The following is an 18,919-nucleotide window of genomic DNA, read 5'->3' as shown; positions in this document are numbered from 1 at the left end:
GCTACTCTTGAATAGTATTGAATCGAACAAGTGCTGTTAACTTTTTTAGCATTATACATTAGAATTTAAATTTAGAGTTTAATTCAGGGGAGATCGTGCAGTGAAAAAAGAGTCATTCGGGTGGTTTCGTCGCCTGCGTCAAAATAATCAACAGTTTGCGGTGATTGGGTTAGGACGGTTTGGGCGAGCAGTTTCTGCAACCCTGTATAATATGGGCTATGAAGTCATGGGAATTGATTCGAGCGAACAGCAAGTGAATCAAGTGATTAATAGTCAGATTGCTACCCATGTTTTGCAGTTAGACTCTACCGATCCGATGGCGCTGAAACAGGCAGGGGTGTTTGAGTTTGATACAGTAATTGTGAGTATTGGAAATTATGTGGAAGAGAGTGTGATTACGACGTTGAACTTGAAAGAGGCTGGGGTCAAATTTGTGGTGGCAAAAGCTTCTTCTAAAATTCATGAGAAACTGCTTAATAAGGTGGGAGCCGATTGGGTGGTGTTCCCCGAATATGAGATGGGTTGTAATTTAGCGATTTCTCTGACGAAGCCGAATATTTTAGAGCGGGTAGAACTCGATCCAGATAATAGTATGGTAGAATTGTTAGTGCCTGAAGAGTTTGCGGGTAAAACTCTGTTAGAGTTGGATTTAAGGAACGAGTATGGGTTGACGATGATTGCGATTAATCATCAGGGGAATAAATTGGAGGTAAATCCCAGGCCAAATCAACGGATGGAAAAGGGGGATTCCATGGTGTTAATTGGGGATAATAAGGCGATTAATCGGTTGCCGATCTAGCAGAAAAAAGGTTGTCACAGGATGTATATTATTGGCTTGATTAGTGGAACATCAGCAGATGGAATTGATGCGGCGCTGGTGGAGATTTCTGGAGAGGGATATGAGTTAAAGGTGGATTTAATTGCTGGGGAAACCTATGCTTATCCGGAGGAGTTGCAGAGGGAAATATTGGCGATCGCCGCTGGCGCATCTCTCTCCCTTCCCCAACTTGCTGCTGTTGACGACAAAATAGCACAAGCCTTTAGCCAAGCAGCTCTCAAGGTACAACAGGGTCATCCTCCAGCTCAACGGATAGCCTCTCATGGGCAAACCGTCTTTCACCGTCCCCCCAATGGACAACTCGGTTATAGCCTGCAACTCGGACGCGGAGAGGCGATCGCCTACAATACCCGTATCCCTACCATCAGTAATTTTCGCCAAGCGGATATCGCCGCAGGTGGACATGGGGCCCCCCTCGTTTCCCCCATAGATGCCTGCATCCTCAGCCATCCCACCCAAAGCCAATGTATCCAAAATCTAGGTGGCATTGGCAATCTAACGTATCTTCCGGCCAACAGTCATCAGCATCTAGATCGAGTCCGGGGATGGGATACCGGCCCGGGAAATAGCCTGCTGGATCTAGCCGTTGAGCAGTTAACCCAGGGCGCTCAACGGCTAGATCTCAACGGCGCTTGGGCAGCCAATGGAACCCCCTGCCAACCCTTAGTAGACCAATGGATGCAAGACCCCTATTTTCAGCAACCTCCTCCCAAATCTACGGGAAGGGAATATTTTGGGTTGGAATTCTGGCAGCGCTGTTGGCAAGAGTGCCAAGCTTATGACCTCTCCAATGCTGATGTGTTAGCTACTCTCACAGAATTTACCGCCGTTTCTGTTAAGCAAAACTATCACCAATTTCTGCCTCAGATGCCCGATCGCATCCTACTGTGTGGGGGTGGCAGTCGTAACCGGTACCTCAAAGAGCGCATTCAACACCACCTAAGCCCCATTCAAGTCCTGACGACGGAAGAGATGGGCTTAAATGCCGAATTTAAAGAAGCGATCGCCTTTGCCGTCTTAGGCTATTGGCATCATCTCGGTATTCCCGGTAATCTTCCCCAAGTCACGGGGGCCAACTCTAGTCAAATTCTGGGACACCTACACCCAGTTGGAAGCCATCGGACAACAATGTTATGATCGCTAACTAGATCATTAAGCACCGTTGCTTAAGACTCGAAACAATCTGAGACAAGAATTTAGAGGCGATCGAAGTGGCTCATACATTCTTAATGGAACCTGGACGCTGGACTCTGGAAGGAAACTGGCTAGAGAAAGATGGTCTACCGATCGCCATCCGAGGAGCAAGCTTAGTACGGTGGTCTACCGATAACTGGTTTACCATGGTCATGAAACTGACCTTTAGCAACGGCGATCGCGACCCCATATCCTTTCAATATAAAGGCCGCCTCGACAGTGGCGAACGCCGATATACCTTCGTTCTCCAACACAGTCTCCTCGGAAAAAAAGCCGAAGGAGAAGGTTGGGTAGCTCCAGACTCCATCATTCAGCGCTATTGGGTTCTTGGAGATAAAGAACGTCGCAGTAGTTTTGAAACCCTCTATCGCATTGACTACGACACCTATCATCTCTCTAGCGCAGTGATGGCAGGACATTACTTAACCAGTGCCATGGAAGCTCGCCTAGAGAGGCAAACAGAAAGCTAAAGTGCGTAAACCCCTGCTCTCTTCAAGCTACAATGAAAGGATAATGATCAACTGTACCGATCATGGAAACCCTTACAATTAAATATCCAAACCATCCTCTAGAATGGATAGCCTCTATCTGAGCTAGTCATTCATAGTTTGGATCGGACGGTAAAACGCAAGAGGACTAGCAGAATTTGGATGAGGTGCATTTGCTCTCCTTACCCCATACCGTCGTTAACAATAGGAAGAATTCCAGTTGATTCCAGTATTCTGGTGTAACATCCAATGAGTGACCCCAATATTGGCCGCATTCTATTTAATCGCTATGAGCTTGTCGAACTACTTGGTAAGGGAGCAATGGGGAAAGTCTACCTGGCCAAAGATGCGAGAGTCGGCGGAGTATTGGTCGCGGTTAAATTTCTCTCTCAAGCCCTGCTGAATAAAAAAATGCGCGATCGCTTCGAGCGAGAAGCCACCACCTGTGCCCTCCTCGGACAACATAGCCTCCACATTGTCCGCGTCATGGACTATGGGGTAACCGACGAAATCCCCTTTTACGTCATGGAATATCTTCAAGGAGACAGCCTCAGCGATGTGATCCGCGAAGACAACATTAACCTAGAGCGTTTCCTAAGTCTAACCCGACAAATTGCTCTTGGCTTACAATGTGCCCATGAAGGCATTCAAAAAGATGGTAAAACCGTTCCCATCGTCCATCGAGACATCAAACCCAGTAATATCCTCGTTACCCAAGATTCCAGTTTTGGAGAACTGGTGAAAGTTCTCGATTTTGGGATTGCTAAACTCCTCCAAGAAGAGACCGCCGGACAAACCAACTGTTTTATGGGCACTTTAGCCTATTCCTCCCCCGAACAAATGGAAGGCAAAGAACTCACCAGCAGTTCTGACCTCTACAGCTTAGGGGTGATGATGTTCCAAATGCTCACCAGCCATATGCCCTTGACAGCGGAAACCCATACCTTTGGAGCCTGGTATAAAACACATCATTTTCAAACCCCCCGCTCCTTTGAATCCGTTGCTCCTTACCTCAAACTCCCTTCAGAGCTAAAACACTTAATCTTCCGATGTTTAGCCAAAAAGCCCAAAGAACGTCCCCAAAGTGCAGGAGACATTGTTAAAACCCTAGAGCAGTTAGAAAAAAATCTCCATGCCTCCCCAACTCCTGCGGAAAACGGCAGTAAATCCTCGCCTGCTTCTGAACCCGCTCAAAAAAAATCTTCCCCAGTTTCCATTAATTCTCCCCCCTCTGCAAAAACAACCCCTCCAACCCAAGTTTCTCCAGGATCAAGCCCGACAAAAGCCCCTGGGAAACTACAACTGATTGAGGCAAAACCTGCCATTGATATGGTCTGTTGGGAACAAACTTGGCCCAAAGGCAAGCCCCTAGCTCAAATTGTCTTTCCGCAAGTCTTGCAAACCCAGACCAAAGAATCTGTGGTGACATTGTGGGCAATGCTTAAGAAACAGGAAATTGAACAACGACAAATTAGCCGATTGTATAATAAAACCTATAAGAACTTTTTGTATTCTGTTTCTCCCCATCCCATGATTTTGTGGCTCACCGTTTTGTACGATCCTAAACAAGGGCCAAGATGGTTGAGGTATTATATGGATCTCAAAAGCAATAAGGGTAAGCATCTAGCTAATCTATTAGCACATACAGGACGTTACTGCTTATTATTTTTTCCCTTAGAAGAACCCGGCCGTTGTGCAGATGTCATCAGCATTAGTGTTAACCTTTCGCAACGGAAAAGGCTACAAGATTGGGCTACAGGCAGTGATTCTATTGCTGGAGGTCAACCCACTCGTAGTAAAGAACTTCTGCAAAAAGAATTTGAAAAACTCCAACCCCAAATCCTGATGAAATTGGAAGCTGGAGTCCCGGATTCTTCTTTTTAGTGATATAGCAAGGAACTCATTAAGTTAGGAGAGCTAAAATGTGGTTTTGAACTCTAGTGACTAGGAGAGAAGTAAAGAATTGGATGCCAACTGCGCCGCAAGATTTTGTTACTGATACTCGGTGAAGACCATTCTAGAATTTTATTTTTTCGACTCGACGAAACCGCGATCGCACTAATATCATGCATCAAGGCAGACTCAAAAATCTGGGGAATAACTTCCCCTTGACGCACTTCAACTTCGACCTCTAAATCGAGACTCGATAAATCTTCCTTCACTTTCTGGAGTTCAGTGTTCGCTTTTTCTAATTCATAATTGACATCTTTATATTCTCGGCGACTACCTTCTTCAACAACCCAAACAAGCAGTACTTTTTCTAGGGAGTTAGCGGGCCGGTTTTGGGCATAATCTTTAACTCGTTTTAACAAGTATTGGGCGCTGGGACTGCCATCATAGGTTAGCATTAAATATCGAAATAGATAACGACACCGCAGGTTTAATTCTTCAGACGTATAGGTAGAAATTAGTTGGGGTCGTAAAACCATGATCGGAATCTCCGTATGTTCGGCTAAACTCCGACTGGTACTGCCAAAAACTTGTTCATCCATGAACGTATGGATATTCGCTCCCATGATAATCACATCGGAATGATGTTTTTTTGCTACATCTAGAATAGTTTCATGGGGTTTCACTGAGGAAACAACTTCACCTTTGACTTCCAAGCTATCGGGGATATTTGGACGCAGGACAGATAAGCGAGATCTTGCCCATTCAATCTTTTCATTATCTGCTTTGGGAATTATTCCTTCTAAGGCTACACAATGGGTAAATACAACTTGCTCTAAACCACTTTGAGCTAGAGCGGGAACTGAATTGACTAGACGGTATAATCCATCGGATAAATCGGTGGAGATTAAAGCACGCTTGAACATAAGGGGTAAGTGTAATACTGAGGGGTGAATCTACTCTTACCCTAACACTCTAAAGTGGAAGTTAGACCCACAACCCAACAAATCTTGAGCTTCTAGTTCTCAATAGATACGATAAGGTGTGCTTAATTTAATCTAAACCCCACTCGTGTTTGATAAATTGTTGATACATGGTTTCTCGTAACATCATTTGTTCATACAGCTTAACGAGGAATTCTTGTGCTTGCTCGCGACTCATTTTTTCGACTTGGGTTTGAAAAGATCGAAGATTAAATTCTTGTTCTAGGGTGAGTTGCATGGGTTCGTTCATCAAAGACTCCTCCATTTGGGTTCAGTAGGACTGAGAATAGTGCGACGTAGGTTGGTCATGGGTTGTGATGGGTAATAGCATGGAGACATTTGTCTCTAAAGATGTTTGGGCTATTTCCTCTCTGTCCCATGTCCTCATACCTAAGCACGTCTAGTAATATTACAAAATATAACAAATGTTTGACAGATTGACCACATTGGCTTTTCTTGAGGATGTTTTAGCAAGTTTACAAAGCTAAAAATGCTCATGACGAACAAATCTCTAGTTTTTTGTCTAGAGATGTTGGGATGGAAGTGGGGAGATACGGGGAAATTGCCTACTGCCTACTGCCTATTGCCTATTGCCTATTGCCTGTTGCCTACTTTCCATTCACTGCCTAGTCACTGTCCATGGCAACAATAATCACCGTGATATTGTCTCGTCCCCCTTTTTCCTTAGCCAATTGGATTAATTTCTCTCCAGCAGACTTACAGGCTCGAATAGATTTGAGGGTAGAAGCGATGCTTCCGTCGGGGAGTTCTTCGGTTAAACCGTCGCTACAGAGCAAGAGGCGATCGCCTCCTTGTAACTCGATCAAATCTACATCAATATCCTCATCTTGGGTATCTTCGCGTCCCAAGCATTGGGATAACACATGCCTCCAGGGATGGGTACGCCCCTGTTCTTGATCGAGGACTCCGGAAGCCATCGCCTTAGCAACCCAAGTATGATCGACAGTCATCTGTTCCAGATTATGGCCGCGCAGCCGATAGAGACGAGAGTCACCAATGTGAGCCACCCAAGATTCCTCCACGTTCTGATCTTGAGATTCACGGAACAAAACTACTACTGCTGTGGTTCCCATATCGGAGCGTTCAGGATATTGGCGCTGGTCTTCAACAATTGCATCATTGGCTTTCAAGAGAGCTGCCTTCAATAACTCACCGGAAGACTTCTCCGAGTCCCAATGAGCTAATAAATACTCTTCAATGGTTTTGGTGGCTAATTTACTGGCTTCTTCTCCACCAGCATGGCCACCCATACCATCGGCAACAATAAAAAATCGACCTTCCGGGTCATAATAGAAGGCATCTTGGTTGACAAAACGGACTAGCCCCGTATCAGTTAGACCCGTGAAGATGCGTTTCATAAGTTTTCTGACCAAAACAGTAACTAAGGGATGGCTATGAAGAGATTTCTCCCCTCTAATTGTAACCTCTGGTGGTTTAATTGTAACCTCTGGTGGGTCACTTTGGACTAAGGCATTCGATCAAAACGATTAATTCGCCGTATCAGACGGAACAACATAACTGCTAAGGCGATCGCCAATACAGCAACGACTACGGCCAATCCTAGTTTATCCGCACTAATCAAAATTGCTGCAGCAATAGTCAAGCCGCTAATTAGGATACCATAGGTGTTCACCAAACTCATACTACTGATCCGTCTGAGGATGCGATCGCTCTCTGTCGCTCTGACCCGCACCCGGATATCACCCTGCTCCAACTTATCCAAAGCATCCTCTAAACGACGGGGCAACCCCAAAGCCGTATTACTCATCTGAGTGGCTTGGCGACTGAGTTCCCCCAACAAATTATTTCCTGCCGATCCGTTTCCAGTATTCATAAGCTCTGTTGCAAAGGGTTTCGCTACTTCCATAAAGTTAAATTCTGGGTCAAGACCTTTCCCTACCCCTTCTAAGGTAGAAAAGGCACGCATCACAAACGTAAACGTTGCCGGAAACCGGAACGGTTGATCGTAGGCAATCTCATAAAGATCGTCACTAATTTCACTCACAGACTGAGTTTCAAAAGGTTGATCCATAAAATGATCCAACATGTATTGAATCGATCGCCTCACCGGCCCCATATCTCCTGTGGGAGCCAGTGCGCCCAACGCAATCAACGAATTCATCACCCGATTGCCATCTTTTTGGGCAATTCCAAAAAAGGTATCTAAAAGTTTTTCACGGGTCACTGCTTGAATTTGGCCCATCATGCCAAAATCATAAAAAATGAGTGACCCTTCAGCACTGACGGCAATATTCCCTGGATGGGGGTCAGCATGGAAAAACCCGCTGTAGAGAATTTGCATTAAATAGGCTTTTGCCCCCAAATGAGCCAAATTTTTACGGTCTAATCCGGCTGCTTCTAGGGCATCGTACTGACTTATTTTGATCCCTGGAGCATATTCAAGAGTTAAGACACGGGGAGAGGTATAGCGCCAATAGACTCTGGGCACTTTCACCCAATTTTCTTGGCGGAAGTTGCGCCGAAAGGTATCTGCATTGCGCCCTTCATTGAGATAATCAATTTCTTCCCATAAAATGCGGCAACATTCCTCATAGATGCCGAGCCAGTCCCGTCCCTTTCCCCAGTCAGGATGATTTTGGAAATAGTGGGCAATGCCTTTGAGAATCTCTAAATCAATGGTAAATAATTGCCTGAGACCGGGTCGTTGGACTTTCACCACGACTTCTTCACCGCTATGGAGTTGGGCCCGGTGAACCTGGCCTAAACTAGCAGCCGCCATGGGGATGGGGTCAAAACTGCTATAGAGGTCTTGAACGGACTTTCCTAGGTCTTCCTTGATAATGCTTTCCGCTTTTTCATAGCTAAAGGCGGGTACGCGGTCTTGGAGTTTGGAGAGTTCTTCTACATATTCGATGGGAAATAGGTCCGCACGGGTGGAGAAGAGTTGGCCGAGTTTAATAAAGGTAGGCCCTAGATCTAGGAAGGTATCCCGAATCCAAATCGCTTGCTGTCGCCGTCTTTTTTGGATTTTTTCCTCGGTCATACCGCCTCGGTAACTCCAGGCTTTACCATTGAGCCACGCAGATCCTAGGAAGAGCCAGAAGAAACTCCAGATATCGACAAAACGGCGGTTTCGGGAATATTTGGGACGATTCCAGCGATAGGATTTACTGCTATAGCCTTGTTCCAGGGTACTGGAGGGGGAAAGGGCTGATGGATCGTTAGATACGTCGGAGAGCGCAGATACAGAGGTCATCAGTGGGTCATGAATGGATTGGGTTAAGGAAAGTCTGGGATTGAGGTTTAGGTGGAACGGGAGCGATATTTTTGCAGTTCAGAGCGCAGTTGGGCAATTTCGGCCCGCAAATCATCAAGTGTTTCTTGGAGGTCGCGCGCTGGAGGATTGGCTACTGGGGAAGCGGGGGAGGGGTTTCCCGTGCGGGCGGCTGATTCTGCGGCTGCAGCTCGATCTAAGACCATTTGCGGGAAGTTTTTGAGCCGTTCTTGTTGTTCTGCATCAGCTTTACCGAAGTTGCTGAGGGCATGAGTTAGGGTGTATTCTACTTCTTCGGCGATCGCCTCGGATAGGGCACGACCGACAAAGAAGGCATGGAGAGGGCTGTTACTCATGGAAGGATTGGGATTAGAGTTTGTTTACAAAAATTATAATAACGTTGCTTCCTTTCAGAATACAGAAGATCGGGCAGAATTGTTAGATGGAGGATAGGGGGATAGGGAGATAGGGAAGTAATGCATTATCAATGCCTATTACCTAGAGCTATAACTGGCTTAGGCGTTTTAAGATTCGTAGCACTTCGTATAATTCATTTCCAGGGTTACGAACTAAGAAGCCTTTTGATAAGGCATATCGGTTGATGTCTCCCCGGACTAGCTTGACAAAAATAAAGCTGCCTCCTGTGGCAATCATGCCAAAACAGGGACGTGCGGGGTGAGGGCTGGCGAGCATATAAACGAGGATCTGGGGGAGCGCTTCTTCGATGGAAAAGGAGGCTTTTTTGGATTCGATCGCCACAATCCAAAATTGTTCTTTCAAAATCAAGGTATCAATTCTACCTTTTATGATTACACCCTCGTCTTCTGCGCTAATCTCTATCGGTTCTTCACTTTTGACATAGAAGGGGGCGATATAGAAGTTACCGATAAATAGAATGGGGTCTAAAATCGCCATCCTGACTACGTTTTCGAGTAAGGGAGGGTGGTTGAGTAGGTTGATATAACCGGCTTTAACTTTATCGAGGAGTTGGCGATCGCTCTGGGAAATTTCGGGTAAATTTTCTTGCCATTCTGGAAAGAACTCCTCGTCTTCGGTTAAGGTTAGGCCAAAGCGATCGATCAGTTCTCTGAGGGTAATGGTTTGCGCGGGTACGGTGGTAGGCATAATTAGGGAATAGGGAATAGGGAATGGGGAATGGGGAAAACCTTTTTTGCTTAACAAATTTCGTCTAAATCAACCCATTCATCATCAAAATCATCTTCATCGAGATAATGGACTCGATATTGATTGCCGTCAATTTTTTGAATTCTGGCGGTATACCATTCCTCATCCTCGTCATCCCAGACTTTAACCTTTTGACCGACAGCATACCCATTATCATCAGCCTCTTCAAAATTACCGGCGCGAACATTCTTTTCTTTGATCCATTCATCCTCGGATGCCCCATAGCCAACATAATGAACATAGTACCGAGGTTTATCTTTTTTGACTTTAACTTTGCGGATGGTTGCTTCATACCAATCTTCTTCTTTTTTATCCCAAACTTCAACCGTATCTCCGATGGAAAACTCGATTGCTCTTTCGCCACGGAAATCCTCATGGTCTGGATCTTCATTACGAAGCACTTCTCCGTCTGCTTGCAGAGATTTATAGGCTTCTAAAATCAAGCGCTGGGCAACGGTTTGGATACCCGTATGCTCGTAGTAATTGGTGGTTTGATCTAAAAAGGCAGCGACAAAATCCAGATTATCATCCGCCATTTGAATAAAGTTACCCAAATGATTGAAAATGCCTTCTGGAGTAATGCCAGTTTTAGCAATCAACTGATTCATCCAACCTTCGATGGCGCTAAAACATTGATTCACAAATCCAAGGCGATCGCCGATTGTCTTACCCGGTATCTGGTCTTTAATGCCCGAAAACACAGGATTACCGGCAATGTTCCCTGGATTAATACCTTGAATAATCACATGGATTTTGGTTAAGAAATTTGGCCCCAAGGGTAACAGTCCATCAATACACACTAAGGCAACCATGCGGATTAAGCCAGCGTTGTGATAGTTTTTAGCCAGAGAATTAGCAAAGAGTTGGGGATTCGGTTGGGGAATGCCATTGAGTTTGCAAAAAGCAATCACTTCGACGGCAATCTTGAGTAATAAATCAATGGTTTGGGTGGTCTCGGCTTTGGGGGTAAGGTTGCCCAGAAAAGAGAGAAAACTTAACTTTTCACTCACCTTATTGGCTAAGGCGGCTGTGCCCATGGCGACATCGGCTTTATCAATGGCCTGATAGAGTTGGACAGCCCCTTGATAGCCTTTGGTGGGATCGAGATAGAGAGCCGCGGCGCGATCGCGGATACGTTGAAGGGTTTTAGGGTCAGTTTCTCCGGTAAAATGGGCGATGGTAGCATCAAATCCGATCAAATTATTCCATTCTCCCGGCGCGACAAAATCGAGAGCTTTTAAAACTTTGACAGTAATGTTATCTTCGGGCAGCTCATCGACAAGCTGAATAATTGACTTTGCCATGATTTTTTCCTCATGATTAACCCTGTTGATAGTTTAGCGCCATTGCTGGGTTTGGATCGGGGCAGATGGCAATAAACGAGATTTCTATGGAAACTGTGGGAGAAGAGGGTGAATGGGGCAGAAATCGGGTTCCTATTTCCTGACTTCTGCAAGCAGTCTCATGAGAAAGTCAGCTTATGGTTCAGCTTTGAAAGTCTCAAGACTAAACCCGAAATAGAAACATTGCCTCTCTAGTATTAGAGGAGTTTCTGAATCCCTAAACTTGCCCCTGGAGCGCCTGTAATTGTGTCTGCAAGGAAGGGGGATTGTAGCCCAGGGAAAAGGCTTTAGAGCTGTCTAGGGAAACATCTTGGGGGCGGGGCGCTGCCATGGGCACATCCTGTTGGCGGGCAGGTTGGATTAATTCTGTGGGTAAGTGTAGTGATTCTGCCATCAGTTGCCCAAATTGATAGCGGGAAATACGCTCTTTTCCTCCCAGATGAAATAGTTCCCCTGGATGGTTGAGGGCGAGAAGGAGTCCTTGGGCGGCAGTGGTGGCGCTGACAGGGGTACGCCATTCGTCGGTGAAGAGGGCGAGGGGTTGGTGCGATCTCAATACTCTAATAAAGGGTTGGATAAAACTGCTACTCTGGGCAGGCGCTGTGCCAAACATTAGGGGCATCCGGCAAATGGTAACCTGGGGATACAGCAGTTTCCTCTGCTATGATGTACATTAATGACGGTTTTTAACAATATCTAGAACAGCTCAGAGCTTCTACCAAGTCTGTTGTTTGCTCCCCCTATCCCCCCATCACAGCGCAAAGCGCTGTATTCCTGACGCATTGCCTGTTCTGCCCTCACTTTTTGCTGTCCATAATGGTTAATGGGGGAAGGGCGATCGGCTTCTCCGTAGGGGGCAGCCGTGCCATCAAAGACGAGATCGGTGGAGGTAAATACGCAGGGAATATGGCGTTGGGCGCTTAATCGGGCAATTTCTACGGCAGCGTGAATATTAATCTCATCGGTTTCCTGGGGATGAGTTTGGCAATAATTGGGGCTTGATTGAGCGGCGGTATGAATAATGGCATCAGGTTGAATGTCGGTAAACAGGCGCTCTAGGGCGGAAAAGTCCAGGAGATTCAGGGCAGTGAGGCGAATCTGGGGTAAGCTGAGGGCATGGGTGTGATAGGTGCCGTAAACCTGCCAATGAGATTGAGCAACTTGGCAGAGATTCCAACCTAAGAAGCCACTTGCGCCCACGATCAGTAGTTTTTTCATCGGAGTTGTCTACAGTAATAAAAGTAGGTCTTCGATCTGATTATTGTCAATTTGATTGAGTTTATTCTGATTATTATATGTCTCAGGATGCTGACGTGCTATTTAAGCAGGGAATTCAGGAGTATCAAGGGGGGAATTTGCAGGGGGCAAAAACCCTGTGGGAGCAGGCATTATCGCTCTACCATACCGAGGGTAATCTCCATCACCAAGGGGCGGCTTTAGGGAATTTGGGGGCTGTAAGTGAGGCTTTGGGGAATCTTGAAGAGGCGATCGCTTACTATAAGCAGCATTTGAGTTTAGCACAAGAGATTGGCGATCGCCCAGGACAACAGAATGCCCTGAATAATTTGGGTAATGCTTATAGTCGTTTGCAAGATTTTCCTCAAGCACTGAACTCTTATCAACAAGGGTTACTTCTCACTCGGAAATGGGGGAATTTAGGACGGCAAGGACAGGCATTACTCAATTTGCGTCAAGTGTATCAAGCGATGCAAGATTGGGAAGAAGCAGAGCGCTGTTTGCAGGAGCAATGGGCGATCGCCAACCAATTACGGCAAACCCAAACCCAAGATATGTTAGATATTGCCCAACAGGTGGGTTTAAATCCCTTGTCTGATTTTGCTGGAGCCAATTTAGCCGAGGTGAATTTTCATTATGCTAATTTAGCTGGCGCAGATTTAAGCAACGTGAATTTGAGCGGTGCAGATTTGAGTTTAGCGGATTTATCCCATGCTCAGTTAAGCCATGCCAACCTGGAAAAGGCAATTTTAAGTAATGCCAATTTGCGCGATGCTAATTTACAGTACGCTAATTTACAAGGGGCAGATTTACGCACTGTTTTGCCCCGTGCCGATCTGAGTGATGCCAATTTGGAAGAGGCAAATTTATCTGGGGCGTATTTGCAACGCGCCAATTTATCCCGCGCCAATTTATCGAATGCGGATTTATCCAATTCGGATTTAACTGATGTCAATTTAGAGGAAGCTCAGTTGACGGGAACGCTATTAAAACAGGCGAATATTGATAAAGCTCATGTCAATCAAGCCTATTTTAAGGATAATCCGAAATTGTCGGCAGCCCTGAAACAACATTTGCGCGATAAAGGAGCAATTGTGGAGTAAGTGAGCCATGGGGAAAGGGCAGTTTATTACCACTGAATTTACTGGAAACGGAGGAGAGCGCGGTGAGTTTCGAGTATGGGAAAGGGTTCAGGAGGCGTTTGGTGAAAGATCCTGTCTTGCCTATTGGCGCTATCCCCTGTTTTCTCCCCAAGGAAAACACCGCAAAGAGCCGGATATTCTGATTCTCGATCGCCAATTGGGAATTATTGTGATTGAGGTGAAGTCTTTACGGATTCACCAAATCGCCCAAATTACCGGCCATCGTTGGCACTATCAAGGATTTTACCAGAAAACCGGATCGCCCTATCAACAAGCCGAGCAGCAGGTTTGGGCGATTCTGAGATTGTGCGAAAGGGAACCCGGGTTAACGTCTTGTCTGATGAGTCGGGCGATCGTTGCCCTACCTTATATTACCCAAGAACAGTGGCACGAGAAGCAATTCGATCGCCTCATTTCGGCTCCTCCTATTCTGTTTGAAAACCATCTGCGCTTAACTGCCATTGCCCAATTTTGCGATCGCGTTAAAAAGATCAGTCCCCTAACTCCAGGCACCTCCCTAAGCCAACAGCAATGGCAACTTTTGCTGTCCTTAATGAGTGGTACTCCCATTTTTCAACCTAATCCCAGTAGCCGATGGCGCTTATATCCTTCTCCTAGTCGCGCCGAAATTTTAGCCGAAGCCAGGCAACAGTTTTCTCAACTGGATTTAGCCCAGGAAACTCTCGCCAAAACGATTCCGCCTGGAGTACAAAGGATTCGCGGGATTGCTGGATCGGGGAAAACCGTGATTCTCTGCCAAAAAGCGGCTCACATGCACTTGAAACATCCGGATTGGAAAATTGCAATTGTCTTCTTTAGCCGCAGTCTTTACCAAACCATTACCGAGCAACTCGATCGCTGGTTGCGCCATTTTAGCGATGGGCAAGTTGGCTATTCTTCCCGCGATCGCAATTTGCGCGTTTTCCACGGTTGGGGAGCCAAAGGACAACCCGGGTTTTATCGCTTTTTATGTCGTCTGTCTGGAGTCTCTCCCAGAACTGTTGCCGATACCTTACAATCTGCCCCCCATGAAGCGTTATCCGAGGTCTGTATTGACCTTCTACATCGAGGAAAGATACCTCAAATTTTTGATGCAGTTTTCATGGATGAAGGTCAGGATTTCCTAGTTAAGGATAGCATGAAATTTGAACAAAAGCAACCCTTCTACTGGTTGGCTTACCAATCCCTGCACTCTTGCAATCCCTTACATCCAGAGCAACGGCGTTTAATTTGGACAATGGATGAATATCAACATCTCGATCCCCAACAGATGACAACTGTTATCGATTTATTTGGTGCGAAGTTAGGACATCTTTTAAATGGGGTTCATCTGGGGAATATTGCCAAAACCGAAATCCTCTGTAAATCCTATCGAACTCCGGCACAAGTTTTAAGAGTTGCCTATGGCATAGTGATGGGTATTTTTCGCCCCCAAGGATGTTTAACTCAGTTGTGCCAAAAATCGGATTGGCAAGCCCTAGGATTTGAAGTAGAAGGAGAACTATTACCCGGAAATTCCATTGCCCTCACTCGTCCGTTCGATACCGATCTCAATCCAGTCAGTCAATTAGCCTCAGGAGCGCTGATTGAGTTTCACTCCTATGAGTCTCGCCAGGAAGACTTAGCGAATCTGGGCGATCTTTTAAGGCAAAACTTACGCCAGGATGGACTAAAACCAAGTCGGGATATTTTAGTCATTCTTTTGGGAACTCGAATTCAGACGCGCCAACTGGAGCCGATGGTGGTTGAGGCACTGTTAAGACAAGACATTGATGTCTATCTTCCCGGACAAAAGCAGGATTCTGGCTCTAAAAATGAGTTTTGGCGTGATGGTTGTGTGACAGTTTCATCGATTGAGAAAGCCAAGGGAAATGAGGCGGATATGGTTTACGCGATCGCCCTCGATCGTATTGCCCAAGACGAGAGCAATTTATCCCTGAGAAATCACCTCTTTATTGCCTTAACCCGAACTAGAGCTTGGGTTACAATTAGTGGAGTGGGAAACTATTCTCTTTATCAAGAATTTCATCAACTTCTAAAACCTCAAAATTCCCTCACGTTTACCCTACCCCAACAGTCTCAGCGTTCCCTTTCTATCACCGACATCAGCGAAGTAATCGATCGCTACACTGCCGGCGATCGAAACTTCCAAGGCATGAACTTAAAAGGCGCTCAACTCCCCGGAATTAACCTTTCCCAAGCCAACTTTATCCGCACCGAATTCCAGCAAGCCAACTTAGAAAATGCCCAACTGCAAGGCACGAAGTTTATCTTCGCTAACTTAAGCCAAACCAACCTCCGAGGAGCGAATTTAAGGCAAGCGAAACTCATGGGAGCCAACTTATCGGAGGCTCAATTAGAGGGAGCAGATTTAACCCATGCCGACTTAAGCGATGCCAACTTAGACGGAGCGCAATTTTAATCAACGGTTGCCCTCATCCCCAATCCCTTATCCCGCAGGCGCTGCCCTGAGCGAAGTCGAAGGGAGAAGGGGAGAAGAAGTCATTGCGAACGGAACGCAGTGCAGTGAAGCAATCTGGATCATCTTGATAATCACCGTCCCAATGATAATTCTACCTCAGCTAGAATAATGACAGCATTCAGGGAATGATGATGGATGTCAGGTTCTCTCTCCTAAAATTAACCATTGGTGGCGGCTGTGTGGTTGGCAGCACCGTATTTCCCCTATTGCTTGCTGGGGAAGGGATTACTTGGGGAACTGTGTTGGCAGCTACTTTAGCGAGTGTTGCAGCAGGGAATACAGCTAACGCGATTGATACCTTAACGGAGGGAAAAGATGGCGATCGGGTATCCTTAGACAATGAAGACTTAACGCGGGCAGTGGGAAAAGCCATAGCCGCAGTCATCACCCTCGCTGCCAAACAACAGCGCGGTAAAATCCGCCAATATATAGAAAAAATCGCCGCCCAAGCTAAGGATAACTGGGTGGAAATTGCCCAACGGGAACTTGCTCAGAAACGCTATCCCCAACTTCGAGAAGCCAAACTCGACAAATTCCTCACTCCGGAAGAATATCAACTCACCCAACAGGGCAACCTCACTGCTACAGAATGGGGCGATATTTTTATCCGTCTCAATATGGCAGCGTGTAAAGGGGGTGGGTTTCCTATTGCCTCAGAAGTGCGGGAAGAAGTCGCCCAGAAACTCCATACCACGTTCCCTAAAGCCTTACGAGAAACCCTCAAGGAAGACTTTGCTAAGGATGGGAAAGCCTTTGCAGGGTTAACTTTGCAGTTACTTACGGGAATGCAAGCGCAACTCAACCAACTGCGAACTGACTCAGCAGGAGTTGATACTGCGGAATTAAGTCAAATTCTGCAACAATTCCAGCAAATGGAAACCCAGTTACAGGGAAGTATTACGCAGCAGCAGGCATTTTTTAGCGATATTGCCGATAACATCAATTCTGGTTTTGCCCAAGTCTGTCAGCAGTTGGGAGTGATGGAAACCACTATCACCGGATTGTTACAAACTCTAGAGGAACGCCTCAAGGAGTTGCACCAAGAGGTGAAGGAATTTCGTCAGGAGATGCGGCAGGGGTTGGCGGCAATGCAATATCCATCGGAGGAGCGATCGCTATCTACTGATGAATGGCAAGATATCTGCCGTCAGATGCTGGAACGAAAGATGCAATTAACCAGCAATACGGTCTTAGGTCAGGTTTATGGGAATCGCAATTTAATCGATGAGGATTTATTTGTCGATTTGGCGCTGGTGAAACCGAAACGGAGTGAGAACGAAAAACACCGCCAAGATATTGACCCAGAACGGGGTTCAGACTTGTTCGCTCGGCAGGAAGTAGAGAAACGGTTTGCTTATCGAGAATTTCTCGACGAAATCATCGGGAAACGCACCGAGAAACAGATGGCCATTATTGGCGAACCGGGGGCAGGGAAAACCACCTTACTCCAGAAATTAGCCTTTTGGTTATTGCAACAAACCGATGATTTAGTGATTTGGGTGGACTTGGCAGAATTGGGGAATCAAGCCCTGGGAGAGTATTTAGAAGAAAAATGGCTCAAAGAGGCATTAGGCAAGTCCAGAGAAGAAATTAAAGCGGACTGGGAGCAGAAATTTAAGGGGGGTGCAGTCTGGTTACTGTTGGATGGTTTGGATGAGATGAGCCAGAGCGACCAACAGGCTTTAAAATTCCGAGGTTGGGTGACGGATGCGCGGATGATTGTCACTTGTCGCTTGAATTTGTGGCAAGCGAACCCCAGCCAGTTACAGGGGTTTCAAACCTATCTCACCCAACCGTTTCAGGATGAACAAGTGCAGGAGTTTATCCGCAGGTGGTTTCCGGGGTTGGTTGAGTCAGGAGAGGCTGTCGAGTTGGCAGAATCTTTGTGGTCAGAGTTGCAAGTTGCGGGGAAGGAACGGATTAAGGATTTATGCCGCAATCCCCTGCGGTTAACGTTGTTATGTTCCACTTGGCAAGGAAGAAAGGGAAATTTTCCCGATACCACGGCTAAGTTGTATGAAAAGTTTGTCAACTATATTTATAAGTGGAATAAAAAAGAGTCTGCGCCAGAGTTGAGGGTGAAGAGTGAGAAAAGAAAATGTTTAAATGCAGCGTTAGGAGAGTTAGCAAAAACATCCCTTGATGGGGAGGGGACAAAGTTTCGGTTAACTCATCGGTTGGTGTGTGAATATTTGGGGCAACCCGATGAGAATTCTCTGTTAGATACGGCGTTACGGTTGGGTTGGTTGAATGAGGTGGGAGTTGATGCAGATGAACCGGAAGATCCGGTTTATGCGTTTTATCATGCGACGTTTCAGGAGTATTTTGCGGCGTTGGCGGTGGAGGATTGGGATGATTTTTTACCGAAGGATCATGTGGATTGTCCGGTGGAGGGGAAGCGGTATCGGATTTTTGAGAAGCAATGGAAGCAGGTGATTTTGTTGTGGTTGGGGCGTGAAGATATTGTCAAAACTAAAGAGGATATAAAAGCGGTAAAACAGGAATTTATTCAGAAATTAATACACTTTGATGATGGCTGTGGAGAGTGGAACTTTGCAGATATCAATATAGGATTTTATGAATATCAAGCCTACTGTCTTGCTGCTACTGGAATGACTGAATTTAAGAATTCTTCTCTTGCCGGTACTATGGTAGAGCAGATAGTAAAATGGGCATTTGGGTATTTTAATGAGAAAACGAAACAATGGCAAAATTATATTGACCCCCTACGGCGAAATTCAAAATATATCACCCTACTTGAAGTCGATCCCAACCCAGTCTTTGACTGTATGCGTGGCTTGATTGACAAAAATTCAGGTGCTACCTGGCTTTTTGTTGAGAATGGTTATGGTTATGTTTAAAAAAAAATAGCACGAATCCAT

General features: G+C 46.0%; 16 protein-coding genes. 7 read left to right on the top strand and 9 right to left on the bottom strand.

What is annotated here, in order from left to right; all coding sequences use genetic code 11:
• Positions 1 to 100 precede the first annotated feature (100 nt).
• The 4 genes from J7545_RS23080 (at position 101) to J7545_RS23065 (ending at position 4,404) form a co-directional block, all read left to right on the top strand.
• Positions 101 to 799 (top strand): TrkA family potassium uptake protein, encoded by a 699-nt coding sequence (locus J7545_RS23080; RefSeq protein ID WP_318697969.1) that lies wholly within the window; start codon positions 101 to 103, stop codon positions 797 to 799.
• 21 nt (positions 800 to 820) lie between these two features.
• Positions 821 to 1,975 carry an anhydro-N-acetylmuramic acid kinase gene (locus J7545_RS23075; RefSeq protein ID WP_318697970.1) on the top strand — a complete coding sequence of 385 codons (1,155 nt, stop codon included), beginning with the start codon at positions 821 to 823 and terminating at the stop codon, positions 1,973 to 1,975.
• 74 nt (positions 1,976 to 2,049) lie between these two features.
• Positions 2,050 to 2,502, top strand: a complete 453-nt coding sequence (locus J7545_RS23070; protein WP_318697971.1) for a hypothetical protein — start codon at positions 2,050 to 2,052, stop codon at positions 2,500 to 2,502.
• Positions 2,503 to 2,769: 267 nt separating this feature from the next.
• On the top strand, positions 2,770 to 4,404 hold the full coding sequence (locus J7545_RS23065) for a serine/threonine protein kinase (RefSeq protein WP_318697972.1): 1,635 nt from the start codon (positions 2,770 to 2,772) through the stop codon (positions 4,402 to 4,404).
• A gap of 53 nt (positions 4,405 to 4,457) precedes the next feature.
• Here the strand turns inward: J7545_RS23065 and J7545_RS23060 are convergent, their stop codons facing one another.
• From J7545_RS23060 to J7545_RS23020, 9 genes are all read right to left on the bottom strand, one after another.
• Positions 4,458 to 5,336: a universal stress protein gene (locus tag J7545_RS23060; protein WP_318697973.1), complete on the bottom strand. Its 879-nt coding sequence runs from the start codon at positions 5,334 to 5,336 to the stop codon at positions 4,458 to 4,460.
• A 127-nt stretch (positions 5,337 to 5,463) separates the two neighbouring features.
• The gene (locus J7545_RS23055) at positions 5,464 to 5,643 is read right to left on the bottom strand and encodes an NblA/ycf18 family protein (protein WP_271944232.1); all 180 of its coding nucleotides are present in this window, start codon (positions 5,641 to 5,643) and stop codon (positions 5,464 to 5,466) included.
• Positions 5,644 to 6,019: 376 nt separating this feature from the next.
• On the bottom strand, positions 6,020 to 6,772 hold the full coding sequence (locus J7545_RS23050; RefSeq protein ID WP_318720180.1) for a PP2C family protein-serine/threonine phosphatase: 753 nt from the start codon (positions 6,770 to 6,772) through the stop codon (positions 6,020 to 6,022).
• A 107-nt stretch (positions 6,773 to 6,879) separates the two neighbouring features.
• Positions 6,880 to 8,565 carry an ABC1 kinase family protein gene (locus tag J7545_RS23045; protein WP_413038573.1) on the bottom strand — a complete coding sequence of 562 codons (1,686 nt, stop codon included), beginning with the start codon at positions 8,563 to 8,565 and terminating at the stop codon, positions 6,880 to 6,882.
• Positions 8,566 to 8,678: 113 nt separating this feature from the next.
• Positions 8,679 to 9,005, bottom strand: a complete 327-nt coding sequence (locus J7545_RS23040) for a DUF6825 family protein (RefSeq protein ID WP_318701257.1) — start codon at positions 9,003 to 9,005, stop codon at positions 8,679 to 8,681.
• Positions 9,006 to 9,153: 148 nt separating this feature from the next.
• Complete coding sequence (locus J7545_RS23035) at positions 9,154 to 9,774, bottom strand: restriction endonuclease subunit R (RefSeq protein ID WP_318720179.1); 621 nt, start codon at positions 9,772 to 9,774, stop codon at positions 9,154 to 9,156.
• Between the two features lie 50 nt (positions 9,775 to 9,824).
• Positions 9,825 to 11,138, bottom strand: a complete 1,314-nt coding sequence (locus tag J7545_RS23030; protein ID WP_318720178.1) for a Tudor-knot domain-containing protein — start codon at positions 11,136 to 11,138, stop codon at positions 9,825 to 9,827.
• Between the two features lie 256 nt (positions 11,139 to 11,394).
• The gene (locus J7545_RS23025) at positions 11,395 to 11,790 is read right to left on the bottom strand and encodes a sugar nucleotide-binding protein (RefSeq protein WP_413038570.1); all 396 of its coding nucleotides are present in this window, start codon (positions 11,788 to 11,790) and stop codon (positions 11,395 to 11,397) included.
• An 83-nt stretch (positions 11,791 to 11,873) separates the two neighbouring features.
• Positions 11,874 to 12,395: an SDR family oxidoreductase gene (locus tag J7545_RS23020; RefSeq protein ID WP_318700535.1), complete on the bottom strand. Its 522-nt coding sequence runs from the start codon at positions 12,393 to 12,395 to the stop codon at positions 11,874 to 11,876.
• A 77-nt stretch (positions 12,396 to 12,472) separates the two neighbouring features.
• Between J7545_RS23020 and J7545_RS23015 the strand changes: the two genes are divergently transcribed.
• From J7545_RS23015 to J7545_RS23005, 3 genes are all read left to right on the top strand, one after another.
• Positions 12,473 to 13,516, top strand: a complete 1,044-nt coding sequence (locus J7545_RS23015) for a pentapeptide repeat-containing protein (RefSeq protein ID WP_318700534.1) — start codon at positions 12,473 to 12,475, stop codon at positions 13,514 to 13,516.
• A gap of 7 nt (positions 13,517 to 13,523) precedes the next feature.
• The gene (locus J7545_RS23010; RefSeq protein ID WP_318720177.1) at positions 13,524 to 15,977 is read left to right on the top strand and encodes a pentapeptide repeat-containing protein; all 2,454 of its coding nucleotides are present in this window, start codon (positions 13,524 to 13,526) and stop codon (positions 15,975 to 15,977) included.
• Positions 15,978 to 16,168: 191 nt separating this feature from the next.
• Positions 16,169 to 18,898 carry an NACHT domain-containing protein gene (locus tag J7545_RS23005; protein WP_413039011.1) on the top strand — a complete coding sequence of 910 codons (2,730 nt, stop codon included), beginning with the start codon at positions 16,169 to 16,171 and terminating at the stop codon, positions 18,896 to 18,898.
• Positions 18,899 to 18,919: the final 21 nt, after the last annotated feature.

Source organism: Roseofilum sp. SBFL (assembly GCF_017746885.1).
GTDB lineage: Bacteria > Cyanobacteriota > Cyanobacteriia > Cyanobacteriales > Desertifilaceae > Roseofilum.
This window is presented reverse-complemented; position numbering and strand designations above follow the sequence as displayed.